Annotated in this window: 16 protein-coding genes and 2 tRNA genes; 10 read left to right on the top strand and 8 right to left on the bottom strand. The window is 42.8% G+C overall.

Going from position 1 to position 20,592, the window contains the following annotated elements:
* Positions 1-256: 256 nt before the first annotated feature.
* The 5 genes from BuS5_RS03730 to BuS5_RS03710 all read left to right on the top strand — a co-directional run bounded on the left by BuS5_RS03730 (position 257) and on the right by BuS5_RS03710 (position 6,267).
* Positions 257-2,311, top strand: coding sequence for a (Fe-S)-binding protein (locus BuS5_RS03730; RefSeq protein WP_027353408.1), 2,055 nt, complete (start codon positions 257-259; stop codon positions 2,309-2,311).
* Positions 2,312-2,404: 93 nt separating this feature from the next.
* The gene (locus tag BuS5_RS03725; protein WP_027353407.1) at positions 2,405-3,196 is read left to right on the top strand and encodes an electron transfer flavoprotein subunit beta/FixA family protein; all 792 of its coding nucleotides are present in this window, start codon (positions 2,405-2,407) and stop codon (positions 3,194-3,196) included.
* Complete coding sequence (locus BuS5_RS03720) at positions 3,196-4,164, top strand: electron transfer flavoprotein subunit alpha/FixB family protein (RefSeq protein ID WP_027353406.1); 969 nt, start codon at positions 3,196-3,198, stop codon at positions 4,162-4,164. The genes BuS5_RS03725 and BuS5_RS03720 overlap by 1 nt, the downstream gene beginning before the upstream one ends.
* Before the next feature lie 192 nt (positions 4,165-4,356).
* Complete coding sequence (locus BuS5_RS03715; protein WP_051374651.1) at positions 4,357-5,493, top strand: DUF362 domain-containing protein; 1,137 nt, start codon at positions 4,357-4,359, stop codon at positions 5,491-5,493.
* Positions 5,494-5,601: 108 nt separating this feature from the next.
* A complete protein-coding gene (locus tag BuS5_RS03710) occupies positions 5,602-6,267 on the top strand; it encodes an MgtC/SapB family protein (RefSeq protein ID WP_051374650.1) in 666 nt (221 codons plus the stop codon).
* A 187-nt stretch (positions 6,268-6,454) separates the two neighbouring features.
* On the opposite strand, the gene BuS5_RS03705 is transcribed toward BuS5_RS03710, so the two are convergent.
* On the bottom strand, positions 6,455-6,802 hold the full coding sequence (locus BuS5_RS03705) for a PilZ domain-containing protein (RefSeq protein WP_027353404.1): 348 nt from the start codon (positions 6,800-6,802) through the stop codon (positions 6,455-6,457).
* Positions 6,803-6,964: 162 nt separating this feature from the next.
* Here BuS5_RS03705 and BuS5_RS03700 point away from each other — a divergent pair.
* The 4 genes from BuS5_RS03700 (at position 6,965) to BuS5_RS03685 (ending at position 10,156) form a co-directional block, all read left to right on the top strand.
* Positions 6,965-7,051: transfer RNA gene (locus BuS5_RS03700), tRNA-Ser, on the top strand.
* 34 nt (positions 7,052-7,085) lie between these two features.
* Positions 7,086-7,178 (top strand) — tRNA-Ser (locus tag BuS5_RS03695).
* Between the two features lie 52 nt (positions 7,179-7,230).
* Complete coding sequence (locus BuS5_RS03690) at positions 7,231-7,470, top strand: hypothetical protein (RefSeq protein WP_027353403.1); 240 nt, start codon at positions 7,231-7,233, stop codon at positions 7,468-7,470.
* Between the two features lie 256 nt (positions 7,471-7,726).
* Positions 7,727-10,156 (top strand): GspE/PulE family protein, encoded by a 2,430-nt coding sequence (locus BuS5_RS03685; RefSeq protein ID WP_084445739.1) that lies wholly within the window; start codon positions 7,727-7,729, stop codon positions 10,154-10,156.
* Here BuS5_RS03685 and BuS5_RS03680 read toward each other — a convergent pair.
* From BuS5_RS03680 to BuS5_RS03655, 6 genes are all read right to left on the bottom strand, one after another.
* Positions 10,079-11,977 (bottom strand): M48 family metallopeptidase, encoded by a 1,899-nt coding sequence (locus BuS5_RS03680; RefSeq protein ID WP_051374648.1) that lies wholly within the window; start codon positions 11,975-11,977, stop codon positions 10,079-10,081. The two genes, BuS5_RS03685 and BuS5_RS03680, sit on opposite strands and share 78 nt — an antisense overlap.
* Positions 11,967-12,764: a 7-cyano-7-deazaguanine synthase QueC gene (gene queC, locus BuS5_RS03675; protein ID WP_198012205.1), complete on the bottom strand. Its 798-nt coding sequence runs from the start codon at positions 12,762-12,764 to the stop codon at positions 11,967-11,969. Before queC ends, BuS5_RS03680 begins: the two co-directional genes overlap by 11 nt.
* 121 nt (positions 12,765-12,885) lie before the next feature.
* A complete protein-coding gene (locus BuS5_RS03670) occupies positions 12,886-13,605 on the bottom strand; it encodes a retropepsin-like aspartic protease (protein ID WP_051374647.1) in 720 nt (239 codons plus the stop codon).
* A 16-nt stretch (positions 13,606-13,621) separates the two neighbouring features.
* Complete coding sequence (locus tag BuS5_RS03665; protein WP_027353400.1) at positions 13,622-14,824, bottom strand: MFS transporter; 1,203 nt, start codon at positions 14,822-14,824, stop codon at positions 13,622-13,624.
* Positions 14,825-15,103: 279 nt separating this feature from the next.
* On the bottom strand, positions 15,104-16,744 hold the full coding sequence (nadB, locus tag BuS5_RS03660; protein WP_027353399.1) for an L-aspartate oxidase: 1,641 nt from the start codon (positions 16,742-16,744) through the stop codon (positions 15,104-15,106).
* A gap of 18 nt (positions 16,745-16,762) precedes the next feature.
* Positions 16,763-19,474, bottom strand: a complete 2,712-nt coding sequence (locus BuS5_RS03655) for a UPF0182 family protein (protein WP_051374646.1) — start codon at positions 19,472-19,474, stop codon at positions 16,763-16,765.
* A 198-nt stretch (positions 19,475-19,672) separates the two neighbouring features.
* Between BuS5_RS03655 and BuS5_RS03650 the strand changes: the two genes are divergently transcribed.
* On the top strand, positions 19,673-20,080 hold the full coding sequence (locus BuS5_RS03650) for a VOC family protein (protein WP_051374645.1): 408 nt from the start codon (positions 19,673-19,675) through the stop codon (positions 20,078-20,080).
* 4 nt (positions 20,081-20,084) lie between these two features.
* On the opposite strand, the gene BuS5_RS03645 is transcribed toward BuS5_RS03650, so the two are convergent.
* Positions 20,085-20,585, bottom strand: a complete 501-nt coding sequence (locus BuS5_RS03645) for a cupin domain-containing protein (protein WP_035264744.1) — start codon at positions 20,583-20,585, stop codon at positions 20,085-20,087.
* Positions 20,586-20,592: the final 7 nt, after the last annotated feature.

Here is a 20,592-nt window from a genome sequence, read left to right as displayed (position 1 = left end):
GATCTCTTCCGTGCTTTTTCTTATTCCTGAAATATTATTTCCCTGTGGTAAATAATTTAATAAATTTTACCAAATTGTTGAGAATTAAACCAAAAATCTTGACACTTTGATAAAAAATTTGTTAGGTAAATCATATTAAAATTAATATATGAGTATGATCTTTTGCACCAAATCAACATTGATTCAGGTTTAAACACAAAACTTTTATAACTGATCCTTTACTTTTAACATCATTAATGGAGAGAGAATTTAAAAAATGACAGAATTAATAGGGCCCTCACAATTTTGGCTTTTTGGCTTTTTTCCTACTTTTATCTTATCCTTTCTGATTCCGGTCACAGGTGTCGCGGCCTTTGCATATATAATTGCAAAAAGGCTTGCCCCTCTCATTCTGGCTGCCCCGGACAAACGCAGTGATAACCTGCCCATGCGGGCATATAATATTTTGAAGATCTGGCTGGCCCAGTATAGGCATCCGAGATATATGCTGGCCGGTGTACTGCATATGATTATATTTTTCGGCTTCCTGATCTTGTCGGTCCGCTCGACATCCCTGGTTATTATCGGAATGTACAAGGATTTTGTTCTTCCTGGCTTTTCCGGAGTCGTCGGTGATATTTATAATATATTAAAGGATATAGCCGCCACGGCAGTCTTTCTTGCGTGTGCGGTCGCCGCTGTGCGAAGGGGTTATTTCAAACCTGCAAGGTATGCTGTTCCTGAAAAATACGGCCACGATCATACATCTGAAGCGGTTTTTGTTTTAGGACTGATCATGACCCTGATGATTTCCGAAAGCCTGTTTGAGGCTACCGAGGTTGCCCACGGCCACGTAGCCTTCCTGCTTCCTTTTACGCTTGTATGGTGTTTTAGCCTTGTGCTTAACAATGCTTCAAACGGCATTCTCCAAGCATTGCATATCATAGCCTATTATATTCACGACCTTACGTTTTTCTTTTTTCTTTGCTTTTTACCGATGGGCAAGCATTTTCATGTTATTACATCTTTCTTTAATGTCTTGTTCATGCGGATTAAAAAAGGCAACATTAAACCGGTAAAATATGGTGTGCCGGATGATAAACTTGATGACCTTGAGTCCTTTGGAGTAAAGAAACTGGAGGATTTTACCTGGAAGCACCTGCTTGATTTTTATACATGTGCGGATTGCGGCAGATGTTCCGACCAATGCCCGGCGAATGCGGTTAAACGTCCCTTGTCACCCAGATTTATTTCTATTAAAGGGCGTGATAAAATTTTTAAAAATTATCCCCTGCGTGGAAAATTTTTACCAAGCGAGTCCCTGATCGGTGATATTTATGAAGAAGATGAAATCTGGTCATGCACCACATGCGGGGCATGTGAGCAGGAGTGCCCGCTGGGGATAGAGTATATAGACAAGATCGTTGATTTGAGACGCGGCATGGTGGACGAAGGCATGGTGCCCCAATCTTTGCAAAAACCGCTCAGCGCTATTGAGAAACGCGGAAACCCATGGGGCAAAATGGAAAAGAAACGCGCTGACTGGAGCAAGGATAAAGAGTTCGCAGAGGTCTGCCCAGTCAAGGTTCTCGAAAAGGGAGCTACGGCCGAGACACTATATTTTGTAGATAGTATTACTTCCTACGACGACAGGATGCAGGATATTGCGAGGTCTACTTCAAAGATTCTTAATTATGCCGGGATCGATTTCGGAATTCTTGGAAAGGCTGAAAAGGACAGCGGTAATGAGATCAGAAGGTTCGGTGAAGAGATGTTGTTTCAGGATATGAAAGGCAAAAATACCGATGCGATTTTAAATTCCGGGGCCAACCTGATTGTAACTGCCGATCCCCATGCTCTTAATGTATTAAAAAATGATTATACGGGACTTCCCCCGGTGGAGCATATCAGTCAGACAATAGTCAGAAAAATAAAATCCGGCGAAATTCGCTTAAACAGCGCCCAGGATAATGAAAAAATTTACACCTATCACGACCCTTGTTATCTGGGCAGGCACAACGATATTTATGAAGATCCCAGGGATGCCATAGATGCCATACCCGGAATAAAAAGGATCGATATGCTAAAAAGCCGTGACCGTTCCTTCTGCTGCGGCGGCGGGGGTCTTATGCTCTTTTACGAGCCTGAGGAAGAGCAGAGAATGGGAGTTTTAAGGGTGGAGATGGCTAAAGAAGCTGGTGCGAATGTTATCGTCACGGCCTGTCCTTTTTGCCTGGTAAATATAGAAGATGCCATAAAAGTAGCCGGACTGGAAGGGGCTATGGAAGTCCTGGATCTGGCTGAACTAATAGAGCAGCATCTTGTTGGTTAGGGCGCGGGCGGCTTTGCCTGAGGGGGCGGCCTGCGGTCTTGAGGAGCGCTTCGCTTGAGATTTTGTGAAAAATATTTTAAATTGGAGGTAACAATGGAAATTTTGGTATGCGTCAAGAGAGTCCCTGATACCGCTGAAAACGAGATAGAGGTTAACAGCGACGGAACTGATATTGATCGGGATGATCTTGTTTACTCAGTAAACGAATGGGATAATTATGCGGTTGAAGAGGCGATTCAGATCCGTGATAATGTGGGCGGCAATGTTACTGTTGTTTCGGTCGGTGATGAAGAATCAGAAGAAGTTATCAGACGAGAAATGGCAATGGGTGCCGACCAGGGCGTTCTCCTGTCTGATGATGCTTTTAATGATTCGGATGGAAAAGGTATAGCTTCCATTTTAAAGGCCGAAATCGAAAAGGGTAAATTTGATTTGATCATGACAGGAGCCCAGGCCGATGACGGGGCCGGCCAGGTTGGTGGAATGCTGGCTGCAATGCTGGATCTTCCCTATGCTTCCCTGGTAAATACTATAGAGATTACAGATGATAAAAAGATTAAAGTCGGCAGGGAAGTAGAAGGCGGCAATATAGAGATGAACGAAATTGAACTTCCTTGTGTGCTCTCTATTCAAACCGGTATCAATGAACCGCGCTATGTGGGAATCAGGGGCATCAGAAAGGTTGCTTCGGTAGAGATCCCGGTTCATGGCACCTCGGATTTAGGCCTTGCATCCGATGCTGTGGGTGAAGCAGGCGCCAATGTAAAAAAGGTCGATTATTTTATACCTGATACTGGAGAAGGCGCTGAAATTCTCGAAGGCAGCACCGAAGAAATCATTGACAAACTGGTTGAATACTTAAAAGCCAAAGGAGGTATTAAATAATGGCTCAGATTTACGCATATATAGTACACAAAGGCGGAGTTGCCGATGATACTGCTCTTGAGCTTATTACGGCAGCCAAAAAGATTGATCCCGATGCATCTGTATCGGCAATTGTGACTGGATCCGGCGCTGATCTTGAGGCAGTATGTAAAGATGTTGCCACTACATATAATGAGGTCATTAAAATAGATAATGCCGCCATTACATATCCCAATGCGGAAATAATCAGGGGTATCTTGGTTAATATCCTACCCGGTGATGCAGTTCTTTTGTTGCCCCATGATACTTTTGGAATGGATCTGGGGCCTGGACTTTCAATTAAACTTGAGTCGGCATTTGTTGCCGATGTAGTCGATTTTGAAGGACTTGACGGATCTAATCTGAAAATTGTTCGCCAGGAATTCAGCGGCCAGGTCAGCACGCATATGCTTTGTGATATAGGCTCCGGCGCTGTTGTAAATATTCGTCCCGGCGCATTTGCTCCCGATGAAAGCAAGTCTGCATCCGGAGAAATTGTAGATAAATCATCCGAAGCGGGTGATCTTGCGGCCCGCCGAACCTTTCTCGAGACTGTTGTGGCTGAGGTAGGGGATGTTGATATTACCAAGTCTGAAGTTCTTGTTTCGATAGGAAGGGGCATTGAGGATGAAGATAATATTGAGATCGCCAACGATCTGGCGGAAGCGCTAGGCGCTGATGTTTCATGCTCACGGCCGATCGTAGATTCCAAATGGCTTGAAAAATCACGTCAGGTGGGAACGTCAGGCCAGACGGTTAAACCCAAGGTATATCTTGCCTGCGGTATAAGCGGTTCTTTTCAGCATCTGGGCGGCATCAAAGGATCGCCATTTATGGTTGCCGTCAACAAAAATATCAAAGCCCCTATTTTTCAGGTTGCAGATGTAGGCATTGTTGAAGATATGCTGGAATTTCTGCCGGAATTAACTGAAAAAATAAATGATATGTAGGCACTCTGCTAATTGAATTTTATTAAAAAAGACCGGTTCCTTTCCCAAGGCCGGTTTTTTTTAATAAAACGTTGTTTTTAAGCGAGCCCCACACCAAAGTTTCCAAACTTCCCTCCATATAAACCTGACCATTTCTTGATCGGTTTTTCCCCATAAATTTGATATTTGTTAAACTATGCTAAAAGGCTGAACATGATAAATGTAATTTTCAGAAACGCCTCCTATGATTATGGGGCATTAAAGACTCTTGTATCTGATATTATAGATGGGTTGGGGGGAGATTTTATACAAAAAGGAGCACGGGTATTGATAAAACCAAACCTCCTTTTACCGGCCGGGCCGGACAAAGCTATTTTAACCCACCCCATGGTTGTAAAAGCCGTAGCTGAATATGTGCTTGACAAAGGAGGGCATGTCCAGATTTCAGACAGTCCGGCGGTGGGATCATTCAGCAAAGTTCTTAAAGAGGGAACATATGAAAAAATCTTTGAAGGTATTGATGTTGTTTTTAAGGAGTTCAAAGAATCTGTCAAGGTGGATATCGGAGACCCTTTTGGCAGAATCGATATTGCCAAAGATGCCGTGGAGGCCGACCTGGTCATTAATATTGCAAAGCTCAAAACACATGCCCAAATGCTTTTGACTCTTGGGGTAAAAAATCTTTTTGGATGTATTATAGGTTTTAATAAGCCTGGATGGCATTTCAGGGCAGGTGTTGACCGGGAGGTCTTTGCGAAACTACTGGTACAGATTCACGAAGCCGTTAAACCTTCGCTTACTATTCTTGACGGGATTCTCGCCATGGAAGGAGATGGCCCCGGCAAGAGTGGAACTCCACGGCATACAGGTGTGATCGCCGGGAGCAGAAGTGCTTTGGCTGTGGATCTGGCGGTATGCAGTATGCTGGGGCTAAAAAGTGATATGCTTCCAACCAATAGGGCCGCCCAAAGACTCGGACTTATCGACCAAGAAATCTATATTAGCGGCGATTTTCAGATTGTTAATGATTTCAGGTTTCCGGAACTTGGTGATCTTACATTCGGGCCTCGATTCCTGCATGGATTTACAAGAAAATATCTGTCCCAAAGGCCTATTGTAAATAAAAGCATCTGCCGGTTATGCGGGGAATGCCGGGATTATTGTCCGGCCAGGGCAATTACTCTCAACAAGAAAAAGATTATTTTTGACTATAACAGCTGCATAAGGTGTTATTGCTGTATCGAAGTCTGTCCACATGGCGCGCTGCGCGCAAAAGAGGCACGGTTGGGCAAGATATTTCGCTGGATTATGGAGCGGCCTTCGGCCTTTGGGAACGGCCTTCGGCCTTGAGGAGCGCTTTGCTTTAGGGACGGCCTGCGGCCTTTAAGGGCGCTGCGCTTGAGGAGTGAATATGGGATCTTTTAATTTGCACGCGAGATTATACGGTTTTCCCTGGAGTTGCTTTTAGCTGCTTTTTTGGGCGGTGTTATAGGTTTTGAGCGTGAAATGCACAGGCAGGGCGCCGGTTTCAGAACAAATATTCTGATTTGCATGAGCGCATGTCTTATGATGCAGCTATCCATGAACATGGAGGTTCTTTTCAGGCATCTTGACCAGCAATCCGTTGCCCGGCTGGACCCCGCACGTATCGCTTCATATGCCATAGCAAGCATGGGTTTTCTGGGCGCTGGAGCAATTATGAAATCGGGAGTCTCTGTTAGAGGTTTGACAACGGCAGCTGGTTTGTGGCTTCTGACTGGAGTGGGGCTTGCTGTCGGCTCCGGTTTTTATGCGCCTGCGGTAATAACAATATTTATTGCCATTATTGTTCTTTATGGACTTAGGAGATTTAAATCGAGTATTTTAAAGGAGGTTTATACGCACATCACCCTGCAGGTCAATACGCGGATTTGCGATTTCAGTCACATTGAAAAACTTCTCGATGAATATGAAAACCTGTCTGTCGAATTTGTAAATTTTCGCAGAGATATTTTAAATAACATCACTTTGTACGATATAAAACTGGTCTCCAAAGGGGTTGATCGGCGGCGGGAGATAGCCAGGGAGTTGAGACAGATAGATGGTGTGAACGAAATATCCTGGACAGATGTCTCTTTATTATAGATTTTCAGATATACCGGGAGTTTGTGGTTCATCACGGGTTAGTGTGGTAATCCATGATGAACAGCTATTAGCACTTAGCTTTTAGCTGTTATTAACGCTAAAAGCTAATACCTGATGGCATAAGTTTAATTAGTATATGCTCAAGAAATAGAATCTCCACAATAATCCGCTATGATCCGAGTTTGTTTTATTCTTTTTTGAGTATTTCAAGCCCCACCAGACTGTGACCCTGAAATCGGCCTTGAGCATGTTTTGTTATATGTTTGACCTTTGTAATAATTTTATCGGTTTTATCCGGTGTTTCGACCGAGTAATACTTCATATCCAACAAATTACCAACTTTGATATTCTGCAGGACCGGTGAACCTTCCTTTACCATTATACAGAGACCATTTTGCGATATATCTCTCAATTTAAATTGGTAAAAATATGCCAGCCCCTTAATAGAAAATTCAACGCTATAATATAAATCGGTTATTTTTCTCTGTTCCCCCCTTCTTTCGTCTTTTTTATTCCCCATTTTTTGGTTATTCATATCAATATCTTAAAATATTTATAAATTTCTTTTTTTCAAACTTTTTTACTCCATTGTCAAGAAGATATTTTTATATAATCTGTAATCTATAAAAAAATACGATCAGCCGGCAGGTTTAATATTGACCACAGGTTTATCCGGTGGTAAAAGAAAAATTCTAACGGAGGGATGGCCGAGTGGTTTAAGGCGGCGGTCTTGAAAACCGTTGAGCTAATGGCTCCGTGGGTTCAAATCCTACTCCCTCCGCCACTCACAATTAAACCCTTAAAGGTCACATAATTGCGGAGAGATGGCCGAGCTGGCTGAAGGCGCTCGCCTGCTAAGCGAGTGTGGGGGTTATACCTCACCGAGGGTTCGAATCCCTCTCTCTCCGCCAATTCAATCCATTGGGGCCTTAATGGTCTCGGCATTCTTTTAAGTATATGCTTATGTCTGATAATAAAACGATTATTCAAATAGTATGGGGTATTCTCCTGTTTGCAGCGGGATTGGGCGTCTTTTTTGCAATACCTCAAAAAATGGCTGATATAGAAAAATCGGGTTTTTTTTCATCAAACCTGTTTTTTATCAGGTTTTCTTTTTACCTTATCGGTATCCTGCTGCTGGGCGGGGGTATTAAAAAAATTTTCACAAATTGCCGCGATCTGCATAAAAAAAATTCTGAATAATTATATTAACATTATTCATATTACTTCAAAAGTACTTCACACTTTTTTAAAAACCAAACTCATCTGCTATAGCCCATCTGTGTTTATCTGTGTACATCGCTGTTCCATTGTTGTTTCAAAAGTGTCAACGACAAATGAAGGATGCCCAAAATTCACTATTTTTATATAAATTATATTCCATATTTTTTGTTTTAGGCACGAAGTTTGCTTTATTTGTGGGTTGTTAATTAATCGATACTTTTTTTGAAAATAGCCTATGAAAACAGACGCACTATACACCAGCACTTCAAAGCAATCTGCGAAAACCGATGCTCTTTATACAACTGCTTCGGGTAATACCAACAAAACCGATACTCCCCATACTTCAGCCTCAGATCAGGCAGAGAAGACCGATGCTCTTTATACGGACAGGGCAGGCGGAGAACAGATAAATTCGGAGGCTGAATTCGGCAAGAAATTTCAAAATGTATGCACCAGAATCTATTCTGCGACAAATGTTGATCATGTGTTTGCCGAATTGACAAACGAGATTACTGCGCTCTTTAACTCCGAGCGGTTAACTCTATTTGTGGTTGACGGGATAAAGCGTGAACTAGTCTCCAAATTTAAATCAGGTAATGAAGTTAATGAAATAAGAATACCCCTATCTGCCGGCACAATTGCGGGATATTCGGCACATAAACAGAAACTTATTAATATTAAAAATGCATACGATAAAAAAGAGCTGTCCGCCATTGACCTCGAATTAAAGTTTGACCCTATATGGGATATCAAGACCGGTTTTACGACCCGCCAGGTAATGGTGGCTCCTATTATATATAGAACATTCATGCTTGGGGCACTTCAACTTATAAATAAAAAAACAGGTGGTGACTATGACAGGTCTGATGAGGAGCATATTAAGGAACTTGCAAAGACTATCGGAATTGCTCTGTATAATCGGAAAAGGGTTATAAAAGGGAATATTAATAAATTCAATCATCTCCTTGAAAATTATATTATTACCCAGAAAGAGCTGAAAAAGGCTATGGTGGATGCAAAAAAGGAGAATGCATCTATTGAATTTTTCCTGATTAAAAAATTAAAGGTTTCCAAAAATGATATCGGCAAATCCCTCAGCCGGTATTATAATATTCCATTCGTTGAATATAACAATAATACAGCTATTCCCGGAGAGCTGCTGAAGGGATTAAAAATACCCTTTATACGAACCAATGCATGGGTTCCCTTACGTTCTGAAAATGACAAGCTTATTATCCTGGTTGATAATCCCCATGATCTGCAAAAAATCGATGTTATAAAATCTCTTTTTCCCGGCAAAAAGATAGAATTCAAAGTGGCCATTAAAGAGGATATCCTGGATTTTATCAAACTCTTTACCCAGGATGAAAAGGAATTGGCCGGAATTGAATCTATTATTTCGCAGCTCCGGGATGAAGACGATGATATAGATGAAGAAACTGCCCTGGTTACAGAAGATGACAATGCTGTTGTCCAGCTTGTTAACAAAATAATTCTTGATGCTTATGCCCGAGGCGCATCTGATATTCATATTGAACCATATCCCGGCAAAAAAAATACGGAAGTGCGCATCAGGGTCGACGGCAGTTGCACACTTTATCAGACTATACCGTACAGTTATAAAAACGCAGTGATCTCCCGCATTAAAATTATGTCGAATCTTGATATTGCGGAACGTCGCAAACCCCAGGACGGAAAAATCAAGTTTAAAAAATACGGCGGTCTTGATGTTGAGCTCAGGGTGGCGACTGTTCCCACCCAGGGCGGAGTTGAGGACATCGTAATGCGTATTCTTGCTGCAGGTGACCCCATTCCTCTGTCCGAAATGGGGTTTTCCAAGAAAAATTATGAAAATTTTCTTAGTGTTATTGTACAGCCATATGGCATCATATTTGTTTGCGGTCCAACCGGTTCAGGAAAGACAACGACCCTCCATTCGGCGCTGGGATATATCAACAAGACCGAGACAAAAATCTGGACTGCTGAGGATCCGGTTGAAATAACACAGACCGGATTAAGGCAGGTCCAGGTCCAGCCTAAGATAGGGTTTGATTTTGCTTCGGCCATGAGGTCATTTTTACGGGCCGACCCTGATGTTATAATGGTTGGCGAAATGCGTGACAAGGAGACCACTCAAATAGGGATAGAAGCCTCTTTGACAGGCCACCTGGTATTGTCAACCCTCCATACCAACAGCGCACCGGAGAGTGTAACAAGGCTCCTGGACATGGGGATGGATCCTTTTAATTTTGCCGATGCTATTTTGTGTATACTGGCACAGCGTCTTGTGCGGACACTATGCAAAGACTGCAAGGAGGAATATCACCCTTCCAGAAAAGAATATGATGAACTGCTAAGGGAATACGGTGGTGAAGAAATTTTCATGGAAAAAGTAAATATCCCCTATACAGAGGATCTGACTCTTTACAAACCTAAAGGATGTGATGCCTGTCATGAAACAGGATACCGGGGCCGGATGGGAATCCATGAGCTCCTGATGGGCACGGATGAACAGAAAAAGTTGATACAGGAAAGCTCAAGAATGGAAATACTCCGAGAACAGGCAATCAAAGACGGTATGACAACTCTAAAACAGGATGGGATCGAAAAAATTTTTAGCGGCAAATGCGATCTGATGCAGGTCAGAAAGGTCTGCATTAAGTAGTGCCTGTTTAAATTTTTCCAACTGTTTTTTGTAATAGGCTTTGTCTTTGTCTGTTTTTACAAGTTTCAAGGCCTCCCGACCTGTTTTTACGGCCTCGGCATACATACCTGACATATAGTAGCTCTCTGCAAGGGTATCGAGGATATGGGGTGATTTTTTTAAGAGCGCCGCCCTTTGCGCCAGCCTTATACTCCTTGCAGGATCAGATAGCATCCTGTCATCGCATGTTGCCAGTATCCAGGCAAGGTTGTTCAGGATCTCAGGATTATCCGGATCGAGCGACAGCGATTTTTCATAAAAAGCAACAGCCTTCGAATATTCCATATGCTCATAAAACAAATCTCCCATAATTTTGTAAAAATTCGGGTTGTCCGGATTGTTCTTTATTTCCCGCTTTATTATTTTTTCAATAAAATGTTTCTCAAAAACCTGGCCTACCCAACCGAAGTTTAACTGGTAGCCGATTCCCCCGATGAAAAGCATTGCAACAACATAGGCGGTAATGCTTTTTTTTATGTTTCTGTCATGCCTTTGAATCCAGCTCCGGTCGGTTTCGCATTTTTCAAGAAAATTTATTCTTTTTGTAATGCTGAAGTGGTGCCAGCATGGTTTATCCGGGGATTGCCCGCTGGATAAGGCTATTTTTTTAAATGTGGAAATAAGAGGGGCGGCATTGTTAAAAAGAGTATATACATATGTGTCGGCCTGACGTTCAAAGTTGCGCATGAAATAGCCGAAAAGGTATCTGAAGTATATTACAAAAATAAAAACCATAATAAAACTGAAGATTATTGAAGATCTGGTTCCCTGGTCGGAACCATAGCTGCCGATAAGATTGAAGATAAACTCCGAATAGAGTGCTGACATGATTATCAAATCCATGACTACGTATGCAATCAGCATGTATCCGGCAAAAAATAGAAGATAAAATATAAGATGCTTTTTTTTTACATGACCGATCTCATGGCTAATTACCATGTCCAGTTCGTCAGGTTCAAGCATTCTTAAAAGCGCATCTGTAACTAAAATATAACGAAATCTTTTAGTAATACCCATAACACCGGCCGTAATCATTCTTCCGCCGAATATGGGCCAGTAGAGAATATCAGTAAATTCAATACCCGCTTTTTTGCACAGCCTTTCAATTCTGGTTCTGAAATAACCCGGTTCCAAAGGTCGGCATCCCCATATTTTAGGGATTAATGCAGGCCCCGTGTAAGCAACTGCAAATAGAAACATGAGAAAAAAGATAGACTCCCCGGCTGTTGTGGAGAGTATTCGTCCTGGAGCGTCAAAGGGAAGCAGGTTTATAATATCCAGAATTGCAGATAACAACAGCCACGGCAAAATTACCGGGGCTGCGAACGAAATATTGGAAAATATATACGAACGCCGTGTTATTCCGGCCAGGTACTTTTTTTGATAAAATTCGTACGAAGCCGACCATACAATTATAAGATACAGCATAAAGAGCATGATAAAGATCAGCGCCGTAATTGTAGGAAGACTTGTAAATATCTGTATATCAAAAAAAAAGGCGGGGAGTTGCAAGCCGTATATTTCAAATGTAAATAGCAGGATTGCCATGACGGAATGCCTGGTTACAAGAGCGTTAAATCTGTAATCGCTGTCGGCAAACCTTATTACTGATATTTTTTTTTTGAGCCTAACAAATTCGTACCATGTAAAACATGCAAATATGATCGAAAGAAATAGAAACAGGAAGAGTCTTTCAAAATATGAGAATAAAGGCGTTTCCGTAGGCTGGTAGGTAGTGTAGATGAGTAATGCTATGATGAAATATATGAAATTACTGAACATTTTTTTCACCACCCCGGGTTGGGGGCGCTGCGCTTGAGGGGCGGCCTTCGGCCTTGAGGAGCGCTTCGCTTGAGGAAGAGCAGGATTCGTATATGGTCGGGTCTTCGATTCCTGCTTCCCGGAAGCCCCTTTCCCTCAGCTTGCAACTCTCACAGAGGCCGCATGCTTTTCCATAAATTGAGGGATCATAACATGAGTGGGTGAGAGAATAATCGATTCCGAGTGCAATCCCTTTTTTAATAATTTCCGCTTTAGTCAAATTTATAAGAGGAGTTACTATTTTAATTTTTGTGGTACCTTCCACACCTGTTCTTGTAGCCAGGTTGGCCATTTTTTCATAAGCTTTTATATATTCGGGTCTGCAATCCGGATAACCGCTGTAATCAAGCGCATTAACGCCGATAAATATATTTGACGCGCCTAGGACTTCGGCCCAGGCCAGAGCGTAAGAAAGAAATATTGTATTTCTGGCAGGAACGTATGTTACGGGGATTTCATTGTCATATCCAGGCTTTTTATCTATTTTGGGCACATCAATATTATCTGTCAGGGCCGAACCGCCTATTTTATCAAGTTCGATATTCAACACCAGATGTTTTGACGCGCCTATTATATTCGCCAATCTTTTTGCGGCATTAAGTTCATGTTTATGGCGCTGTCCATAGTTGAAGCTTAAACTGTAGATGGCATACCCTTGATTTTTTACAAGATACATCACGGTTGTGGAATCAAGCCCTCCGCTTGAAAGTATAACCGCTTTTCGCTTTTCCTGCAGATTTATTTTCATGAACATATCCTTTTACAACTATAGATTTTCAGATAAGGGGACGAACAAGGGGCAGCCTCTTTGATGTTCAGGGCCATTGAAAAAGCGCATGGCCTTTCGAGGTATATATAAGAAGTAATTCTTACTGCTTTGGTCTCCATTTAATAGTCTTTTTATTAAAATCTATGGTGTAATCGAGGCCGCGCAAAAAATTCATACCGAGCAGGCCGCCGTGATTCACACTGGGCCCATTGCGATCAATTATTCCTGCATAAACATCCGACTTTTTTACAGGACCAACTTTTATATAATTCAATTTAACCAGGGCAGCATTCAAAAGATTTCCTCCCGCCCCCTGCAGGACAATTTTCCGGGAATTCCCGAAAGAAAGCTTCTCGGCAAGCTCACTATGCAGGGCGGTTATCGAGGCACCTGTATCAAGCAGTAGGCGGGCTTTAATTTCCCTGCCGCCGTATCCTAATACAACAGGCACAATGACCTGATTGCCGATTATCGTAACCCCGGTTTCCAGGCTCTTTAAATATTTTTCCCTGGCGGCCAGCTCTTCCTCTTTTTTTAATGCCTCTTCTTCTCTTACAAGAAATTCTTCCTTTTCCCGGGTCAGTCTGGCATCCCTTTCCAATATTTTCAACCGCTCCTCCTCGGACAAGTTTTCAAATCTATCCTGATAAACAGTTGAATTTTCAAAATATTCATGAGGTATTTTACTCTCGTCATCAACAAAACAGGTGCGTCCGTTTTTATCCAAATATTTAAAAATCTTCCCGTATAATTGTTGCGGAATAAAAAGAGTTGCAAATGCAAATATTAAAACAATCTGAACTATATTAGTCTTATACATAAATTTTTCTGTATTATTAATCCCTGGTTCTTATAGGTATAAACAGGCACAAAATAAAAGCTAATAAACAAAAAACAGCGATGGAGAACCAGGCCGTTAAATAGCCAAAATAATCCGTCAGACTTCCGAAAGCTATCGGGCTTATAAACATGCCCGACCATCCAATTGTGGATGCCAGACCCACAGCCGAAGCAGTCTTTTCTCTGTCGCTGATCTCGGAAACCGTCACAAGTCCGATACTGGTCCAACCGACACTTGATATCCCTGTCAATATTACAACAATCATCAGCAGCCAGTCCGGCCATTCCCTGGTCCAGCAAGTCAATACCGTAATACTGGCAAAGGAAAACGCGGGAATCATAAGCAAAACCGGCTTTCTCCTTCCATTAAACATGCGGTCACTGAGCATGCCCCACAATATTCGTCCGGAGGCCGCTCCTATCATCAGTATTGCCAAAAAAGAACCTGACATAATCAATGAATAACCAAGTTTTTCATTAAGATAAAGTATCAGGAAGGTAATAACGACTCCCTGGGCCAAGGCGAGCATGGCCATGTAAACAGATAAGAGGAGTAAGGGGATATTATTAAAAAGAACTCCGAATTCGAGTTTTTTGGAGACTCTGCCTGATTCGGTACCATCTCCGGCAGGATCCCGGTAAAAAAATATGGCAAAACCCATAACGACTATAATCATAAGACTTATAATACGTATAGCAGAAAACGGTCCCATTCTCTCGGAAAGATAAACAAGAAATATTCCCGCCGCGGCTCCGCCTGCTGTTACGGCCGCCTGCCTGATTCCGAAGGCAGTCCCCCTGGTCCTTTGGTCAAACCATATAAAGAGCCCTTTTGAGGCAACAGGGTTGCCTATTCCGTATCCGAGTCCCGATAGAGCCGCAACAACCAGAAATAAATAATAATAATGAATAAAACTTAAGAAAAACAAAGGTATCCCGGTAAGGCCGAGCCAAAGAATGACCCCTACTCTTACCCCATAGCGATCTATCGCAACTCCTGCCGGGAAAGCGATCATGGCAGATGTAAAATAGAAACTGGAACTTATTAAACCGATTTGAGTCGCATTGAGGGCCATCACCTTCTTTAGAAAGGGCGCCAGGGACCCCCACCCGAAGCCGGCAATGGAAAGTATAAATTGTGATATGACAAAGATCGATAAAATTACCCAGCGATAACCTGCTTCTTTTTCGGAAGTCATTGTATAATCATTATAATTATCTGCATAATTGATGCCAAACTATTCACAAGCTACAAATCGTCACCTACCCGCATTCGTTTTCCAAAAGGCGGCACAATATTCCGTTTTACCTTTTCTATGTATTAAATTGCTGCATGCCGTTTAAATGATTGCACAATTTCGAACCCTCTTTCTGCCCCTATATCATTTTTTAGCGGATATGGATGGGGCGGATATGGAATCCGCCCCTACGGTGATAATTTCAATGATTCCATAAGCATGGCTTGGGCACCTAAATTGTTACCCCACCAGGGGTCTTCTAAGCACCGTATCTTTGAGCCACCTTTGATCGTCTTTTTCAGGATATTGCAAAGTATAATGAAGTCCCCGGCTCTCTTTCCGGTGCATGGCGCATTTGATTATAAGTTCCGCCACTGTGGCTATATTTCTCAGCTCAATAAGATCGGGCGCCACCTTAAAATCCCAGTAATAAGCAAGGATCTCTTTCTGAATATTTTCAATGCGTCGCCGCGCCCTGTCAAGTCTTTTATTTGACCTTACTATACCGACATAGTTCCACATAAATCTGCGTATCTCATCCCAGTTGTGCGAGACCATAATACATTCATCACTATGGATTGTTCCGGTTTCATCCCACTGGGGCGGTTCGGGCGTGGAAGTAAAATCTTTTGTTTTAATTTCATGCAGAGCCTGTTTAGCTGCTTTATCCGCATAAACCAGGGCTTCGCTCAAAGAGTTGCTGGCCAGCCTGTTTGCGCCGTGCAGTCCTGTGCAGGCGGTTTCGCCGACAGCATAAAGCCTTTTTATATCGGTTCGGCCGAACATATCGGTCACAACACCACCGCACATATAATGTGCCGCAGGCACAACCGGTATCGGTTCACTGCTCATATCTATGCCGAAGGTCAAGCATTTCCTATATAAATTCGGAAAGCGCTCTTTCACAAACCCGGAGTCCTTATGTGAAATATCTAGAAAAACCGAATCGCTGCCGCTCTGCTTCAATTCCGTGTCGATCGCGCGTGCCACAACATCCCGGCAGGCCAGATCCTTAAGAGGGTCATACTTCTCCATAAACGGCCTTCCGGCGGAATCTATCAGAACGGCGCCTTCACCGCGCACCGCTTCTGAAATCAGAAAATTTTTTGCATCCGGATGAAAAAGACAGGTGGGATGAAATTGCACAAATTCAAGATTCGCCACTGTGGCCCCTGCCCTGTATCCCATTGCAATGCCGTCGCCGGTTGCGACATCCGGATTGCTGGTATAAAGATAGACCTTGCCGGCTCCCCCGGTGGCCAACAGGGTTATGGACGCGCTGAATGTTATGACCTGGCCGGACTCCCGGTCGAGCACATAAGCGCCGCAACAAAAGTCTTCATGGGTTGTGGTTATAAGTCCTCTTTTCATCCTGGTCGAACAGGTTATAAGATCTATTGCAATATGGTTCTCATAAAGTGTTATATTTTTATGATTCCGGGCATGATCAACAAGTACGTTTTCAACTTCCCGGCCGGTCATATCCTGGGCATGCACGATCCGTTTTTCCGAATGCCCCCCTTCCCGTCCAAGATCGAGGTCACAGGAGGCGTTATCATCAGAATTATTTCCGCTGATGTTAAATCTGACCCCAAGGTCTATCAGTTCACGAATTCTCGAAGGACCGTTTTTTACTACCATCTCAACCACTTCCACAGAGCATAGTCCGTCTCCGGATGCAAGGGTATCCTGGATATGCAGATCGAAAGAATCCATATCCCCAAAAACCGAAGCTATTCCACCCTGGGCGCGCTGGGTGTTGCTGTCCTCCACATCTTTTTTTGTTACCAGTGCCACACTCCCGAATTCCGCCACTTTCAATGCAAATGAGAGGCCGGCTACACCACTTCCGATTATCAAAAAATCCGTCTTTATTTTCATAACAATTTAATCACTTTTTTATATTGAATGTTGTTCTACATCAGAATCGCCGCTATTGCCGTCCCTATCTTCCGGCGTGGATTCAGGCTTTTTTTTTTCAGGCTCTTTCTCAGGTTTTACAGGGAGTATCTTATAACGGTTCCTCATTCTCTCAAGCATGGCCTTCATCCTGATATCAATATCTTTAATACCCGCCTCCAATGTGCTCTCCATTGCGACGATATTCTCCCGGGATACAATAAGCCGCTTAAGCTCGGGAATTTTTGTTCCGGCAGTTGATATAAGGTAAAGGGGCTGAATATATAAAATTGAGTTTCCCGCAGGTAGTATAATCATACGGCCGAGTTTAACTTCAGATCCTCCCTGTCCCCATAATGTCAGTTTTTGAGATATCAACGCGTTTTGGGCTATAAGCGCTTCTACTTGAGAAGGTCCGCTGATCTGCTTTCCTTTCGGGAAGTTATACATATAGATTTTTCCGTAATTATCTCCGTCACAGCCGGCAACGGCCAGCGCCCGAAGGTTAGCCCTTCCCGCCGGACTCATAGGGCTGACAAGCATAAACTCCTGCTTCTCCGAACCAGGGAAAAAAGTTGTGAGATAATAAGGTTTCATTGGAGAAGAATTAATCTTTGAAAACTCCCACGTATCTTCCTGCATATAAAATATATCCGGCTCCTGTTGATGATACCGGGCATATACATTCATCTGCATTTCAAAAAGGTATTTTGGATATCGCAGATGTCCCCTGATTTCCGGTGGCATCTCATCCAGTTTTTTGAATAAACCGGGATATGCCCGGTCATACGCTTTAACAACAGGGTCGTGGTCGTCCGCGATATAGTATTTAACGCTGCCGTTATAGGCATCCACAACGATCTTGACGGAATTCCTGATATAATTAAACCGGCTGTCAGAACCTTCCGCGTCCCTGAATGGTGAGTCCAGGCAGCCGACAACAGGATATTTATCTGAAGTCGTATAAGCATCCTGCACCCAAAAAAGCCCGCTTTCGGCAACAACTATATAGGGATCATCGTCAAGCAGCAAATAAGGGGTTATGGTTCTGATACGGTCTTTGATATTCCGCCTAAAAAGGATTCTGCTCTTTTTGTTTATACTGGTCGTAAAAAATATTTTTGAGTCCTTGTAATATATGGAAAAAAATATTTTATGCATAAGGGATGAAAGAGAAACACCCCCTGTGCCCTCATAATTTTGAAAGGCAGCATCTTCTTCTGATTTTATCCCCTCCCTGATATCATTGGGAGCAATACAATAGCCGTAAGGTTCCCGGCCGTAATATATATCCGCCCGGCCTGTTTTGAGACCGTAGTCGGATTCATTGTTCAAACCATGCAGGAACCAGGTCATCGGCTCATCTCCGCCCTGGGCCGCAGGCGTCATAACTGCTCCCAGCCCATGGGTATATAAAAGATGGCTGTTTTCCCAGTTCCGGGCGGCCATGGGAAGCCCGGAAGTATTCAATTCCCTTGCAGCCAGGTAAACCTGCTGATAGCGTCCGGCAACCTTATATCGGTCCACAGCCACGCCGGAAAATGAATAATACGGCCTTAAGCCTTGAAGCTGGGCATAAACATCGCCAAGCACGCTTCGATCCCATACCGGTATATTCCTGATACTCTCTTCTATTTTATTGTCGTTCAAAATATCGGGAGCCGCCGGCAGATCATATTGCAATTTTTTTATATCATTAAGATTAAAAGCAGCCAGCGTGGCCCGGATATTATTATCAATAAAGGCTCTCTCACACTTTAAGGGATTCGATTTAACAATATATTTGCTGATCATATTTGGTAAAAAAGATGTTTTGCTTATCCATAATACCGCAGCAAAGCATAATCCGGAGATCAAAAGTGGTTTTAAGCCCTTCCGCCTGTGGACATATATTATCAGCAATACGGCGGACAGGACGAAGAGAGCGATCCAGGCCCAGATAAGAGGCAGATAATACCGCATCTCAATAAATCCGGGCCCGAAAAAAACAGGCATGTGGCTGCTGTTGTATAAAAGGGAATAACGTTCGAGAAAAAATCCCCAGGTAACAATCAAAACAACCAGCCCGGCCAGGATTGTAAGATGTATTCTGGAACCCCGCGGCAGCCGATTATTATCTTTGGAAAGGATCTGCTTTTCGAGCCAGTATAAAATGAAGATACCTGCAAAAAGGAGAATAAATGCCAACAGCAGCCTGTTCTGAATAAGCATATAAACAGGATATCCAAAAAAATAATAGCTTATATCTTTCCCGTAAACCGGATCATTGACCCCGGAGCCTGAACCAAAAATAAACAGAAGCGCCGACTCCCATTTTTCATACAAAGGTATGGCTATGAAAATAGCCAGTATAAAAGAAATAAGAGCATATATTTTAAGCGAACCGCTCTGAAACAACCTGATGAGATTAAGCTTTTTCTGTCTGCCGGCAAGCTCGGTCTCCTCTGCGGAAGAGATTGTAGTCCCAAGATAGCGCGAGGCTGTCCAGAAATTCAGGAAAAAAATCAGGAAAAAGGCCAAGGTCGCGCCGGAAAATACAAGATAACGGTAATATAAACGAAGCAAATAGTATCCTTTAAGCTTCAAGGATCCAAACCATAACAAATCTACCATAAAATCCAGGAAGATAAGATTGAAGAGAACATATAAAATTCCACAGACTGCAATCCCTCCGCATAGAAACAAAAGCAGGCGCTTCCGGTTTTTTTTCATAATTTTTCGCCCTTGGGTTGATTAAGTGTTTTAGATCTCACCCCAAATTAATATGATGCCGCACTCCATTTGTCAATGATTGAACTTAAACGACATTGAGCATTTTTCAAAGTCTTTTAAACTTTCTTGCAAAAAAACTTATACAATATTATCATATTTTTTAAATTATCGTAGTATCGTAAAAAAGGGTTTTAAATTATGTTCAATTTTCATCATATTTCATTAAGCGTGACAGACCTTGATAAATCCATGGAATTTTATTCAGGATTCGGTTTCAAAAAAATTTTGCAATGGGAAGCGGATGACAATGCATTAAGCATAGCGCACCTGAAACTGAAGGAAAGTATCCTGGAGCTTTTTTGTTTTGCGGACCCACGTCCGGCCCCTGAATCGATGAAAAAACTTGAAACCGACCTGCCTGTGATCGGCATTCGGCATTTCGGAATTCAAGTCGATTCTTTAAGAGAGGCCAAAAATTTTATTATAAAAAATGGGTATGCAGAAGAAATAGAGATAAATAAGGGAAAAACAGGGATAGACTATTTTTTTATAAAAGACCCGGACGGAATTTTTGTGGAGCTTGTCCAGGATGAGCGAGGGCTGTAGATTTTCACCGGGTAAGCTGAACAATAAGCTGCTCATATTCCGGATACTCTTCGACAAGCTCTGCACGCCGGCCGAGTTCGAAATCTCTGAAATTAAAGCCCGGCGCTACAGTGCAGCCTGAAAGCGTAAAAGAATTTTTATCATTCACATGCGCGGCAAACCATACTCCGGCAGAAATGAGAACCTGCGGCTGCTCACCATTTTCATAATCCAGACCCAATACAACTTTACGGTATCCTCCGTCTTGAGCAAGCATCTCTATTGTAAGTGAGACGCCGGCGTAATGATGCCAGATCTCGTCGGATCGGAGTCTGTGGAATGCCGAAAATTCATTGCCCGGCAGCAAAAAATATATGGCTGTAGAAACAGGACGCGGCCCGTCATAGCCGCTCTTGAGACAGCAAACACCTATCTCATCTTTTGCAGCATAGGTCTCCCTGAAGTAACCACCTTCAGGATGTTTGCGTAAACAAAGATTTTTTATCCAGTATCCGGCGTTTTTCACAACCCTG

This window comes from Desulfosarcina sp. BuS5 (genome assembly GCF_028752835.1).
Classification (GTDB): Bacteria; Desulfobacterota; Desulfobacteria; order Desulfobacterales; family BuS5; genus BuS5.
This window is presented reverse-complemented; position numbering and strand designations above follow the sequence as displayed.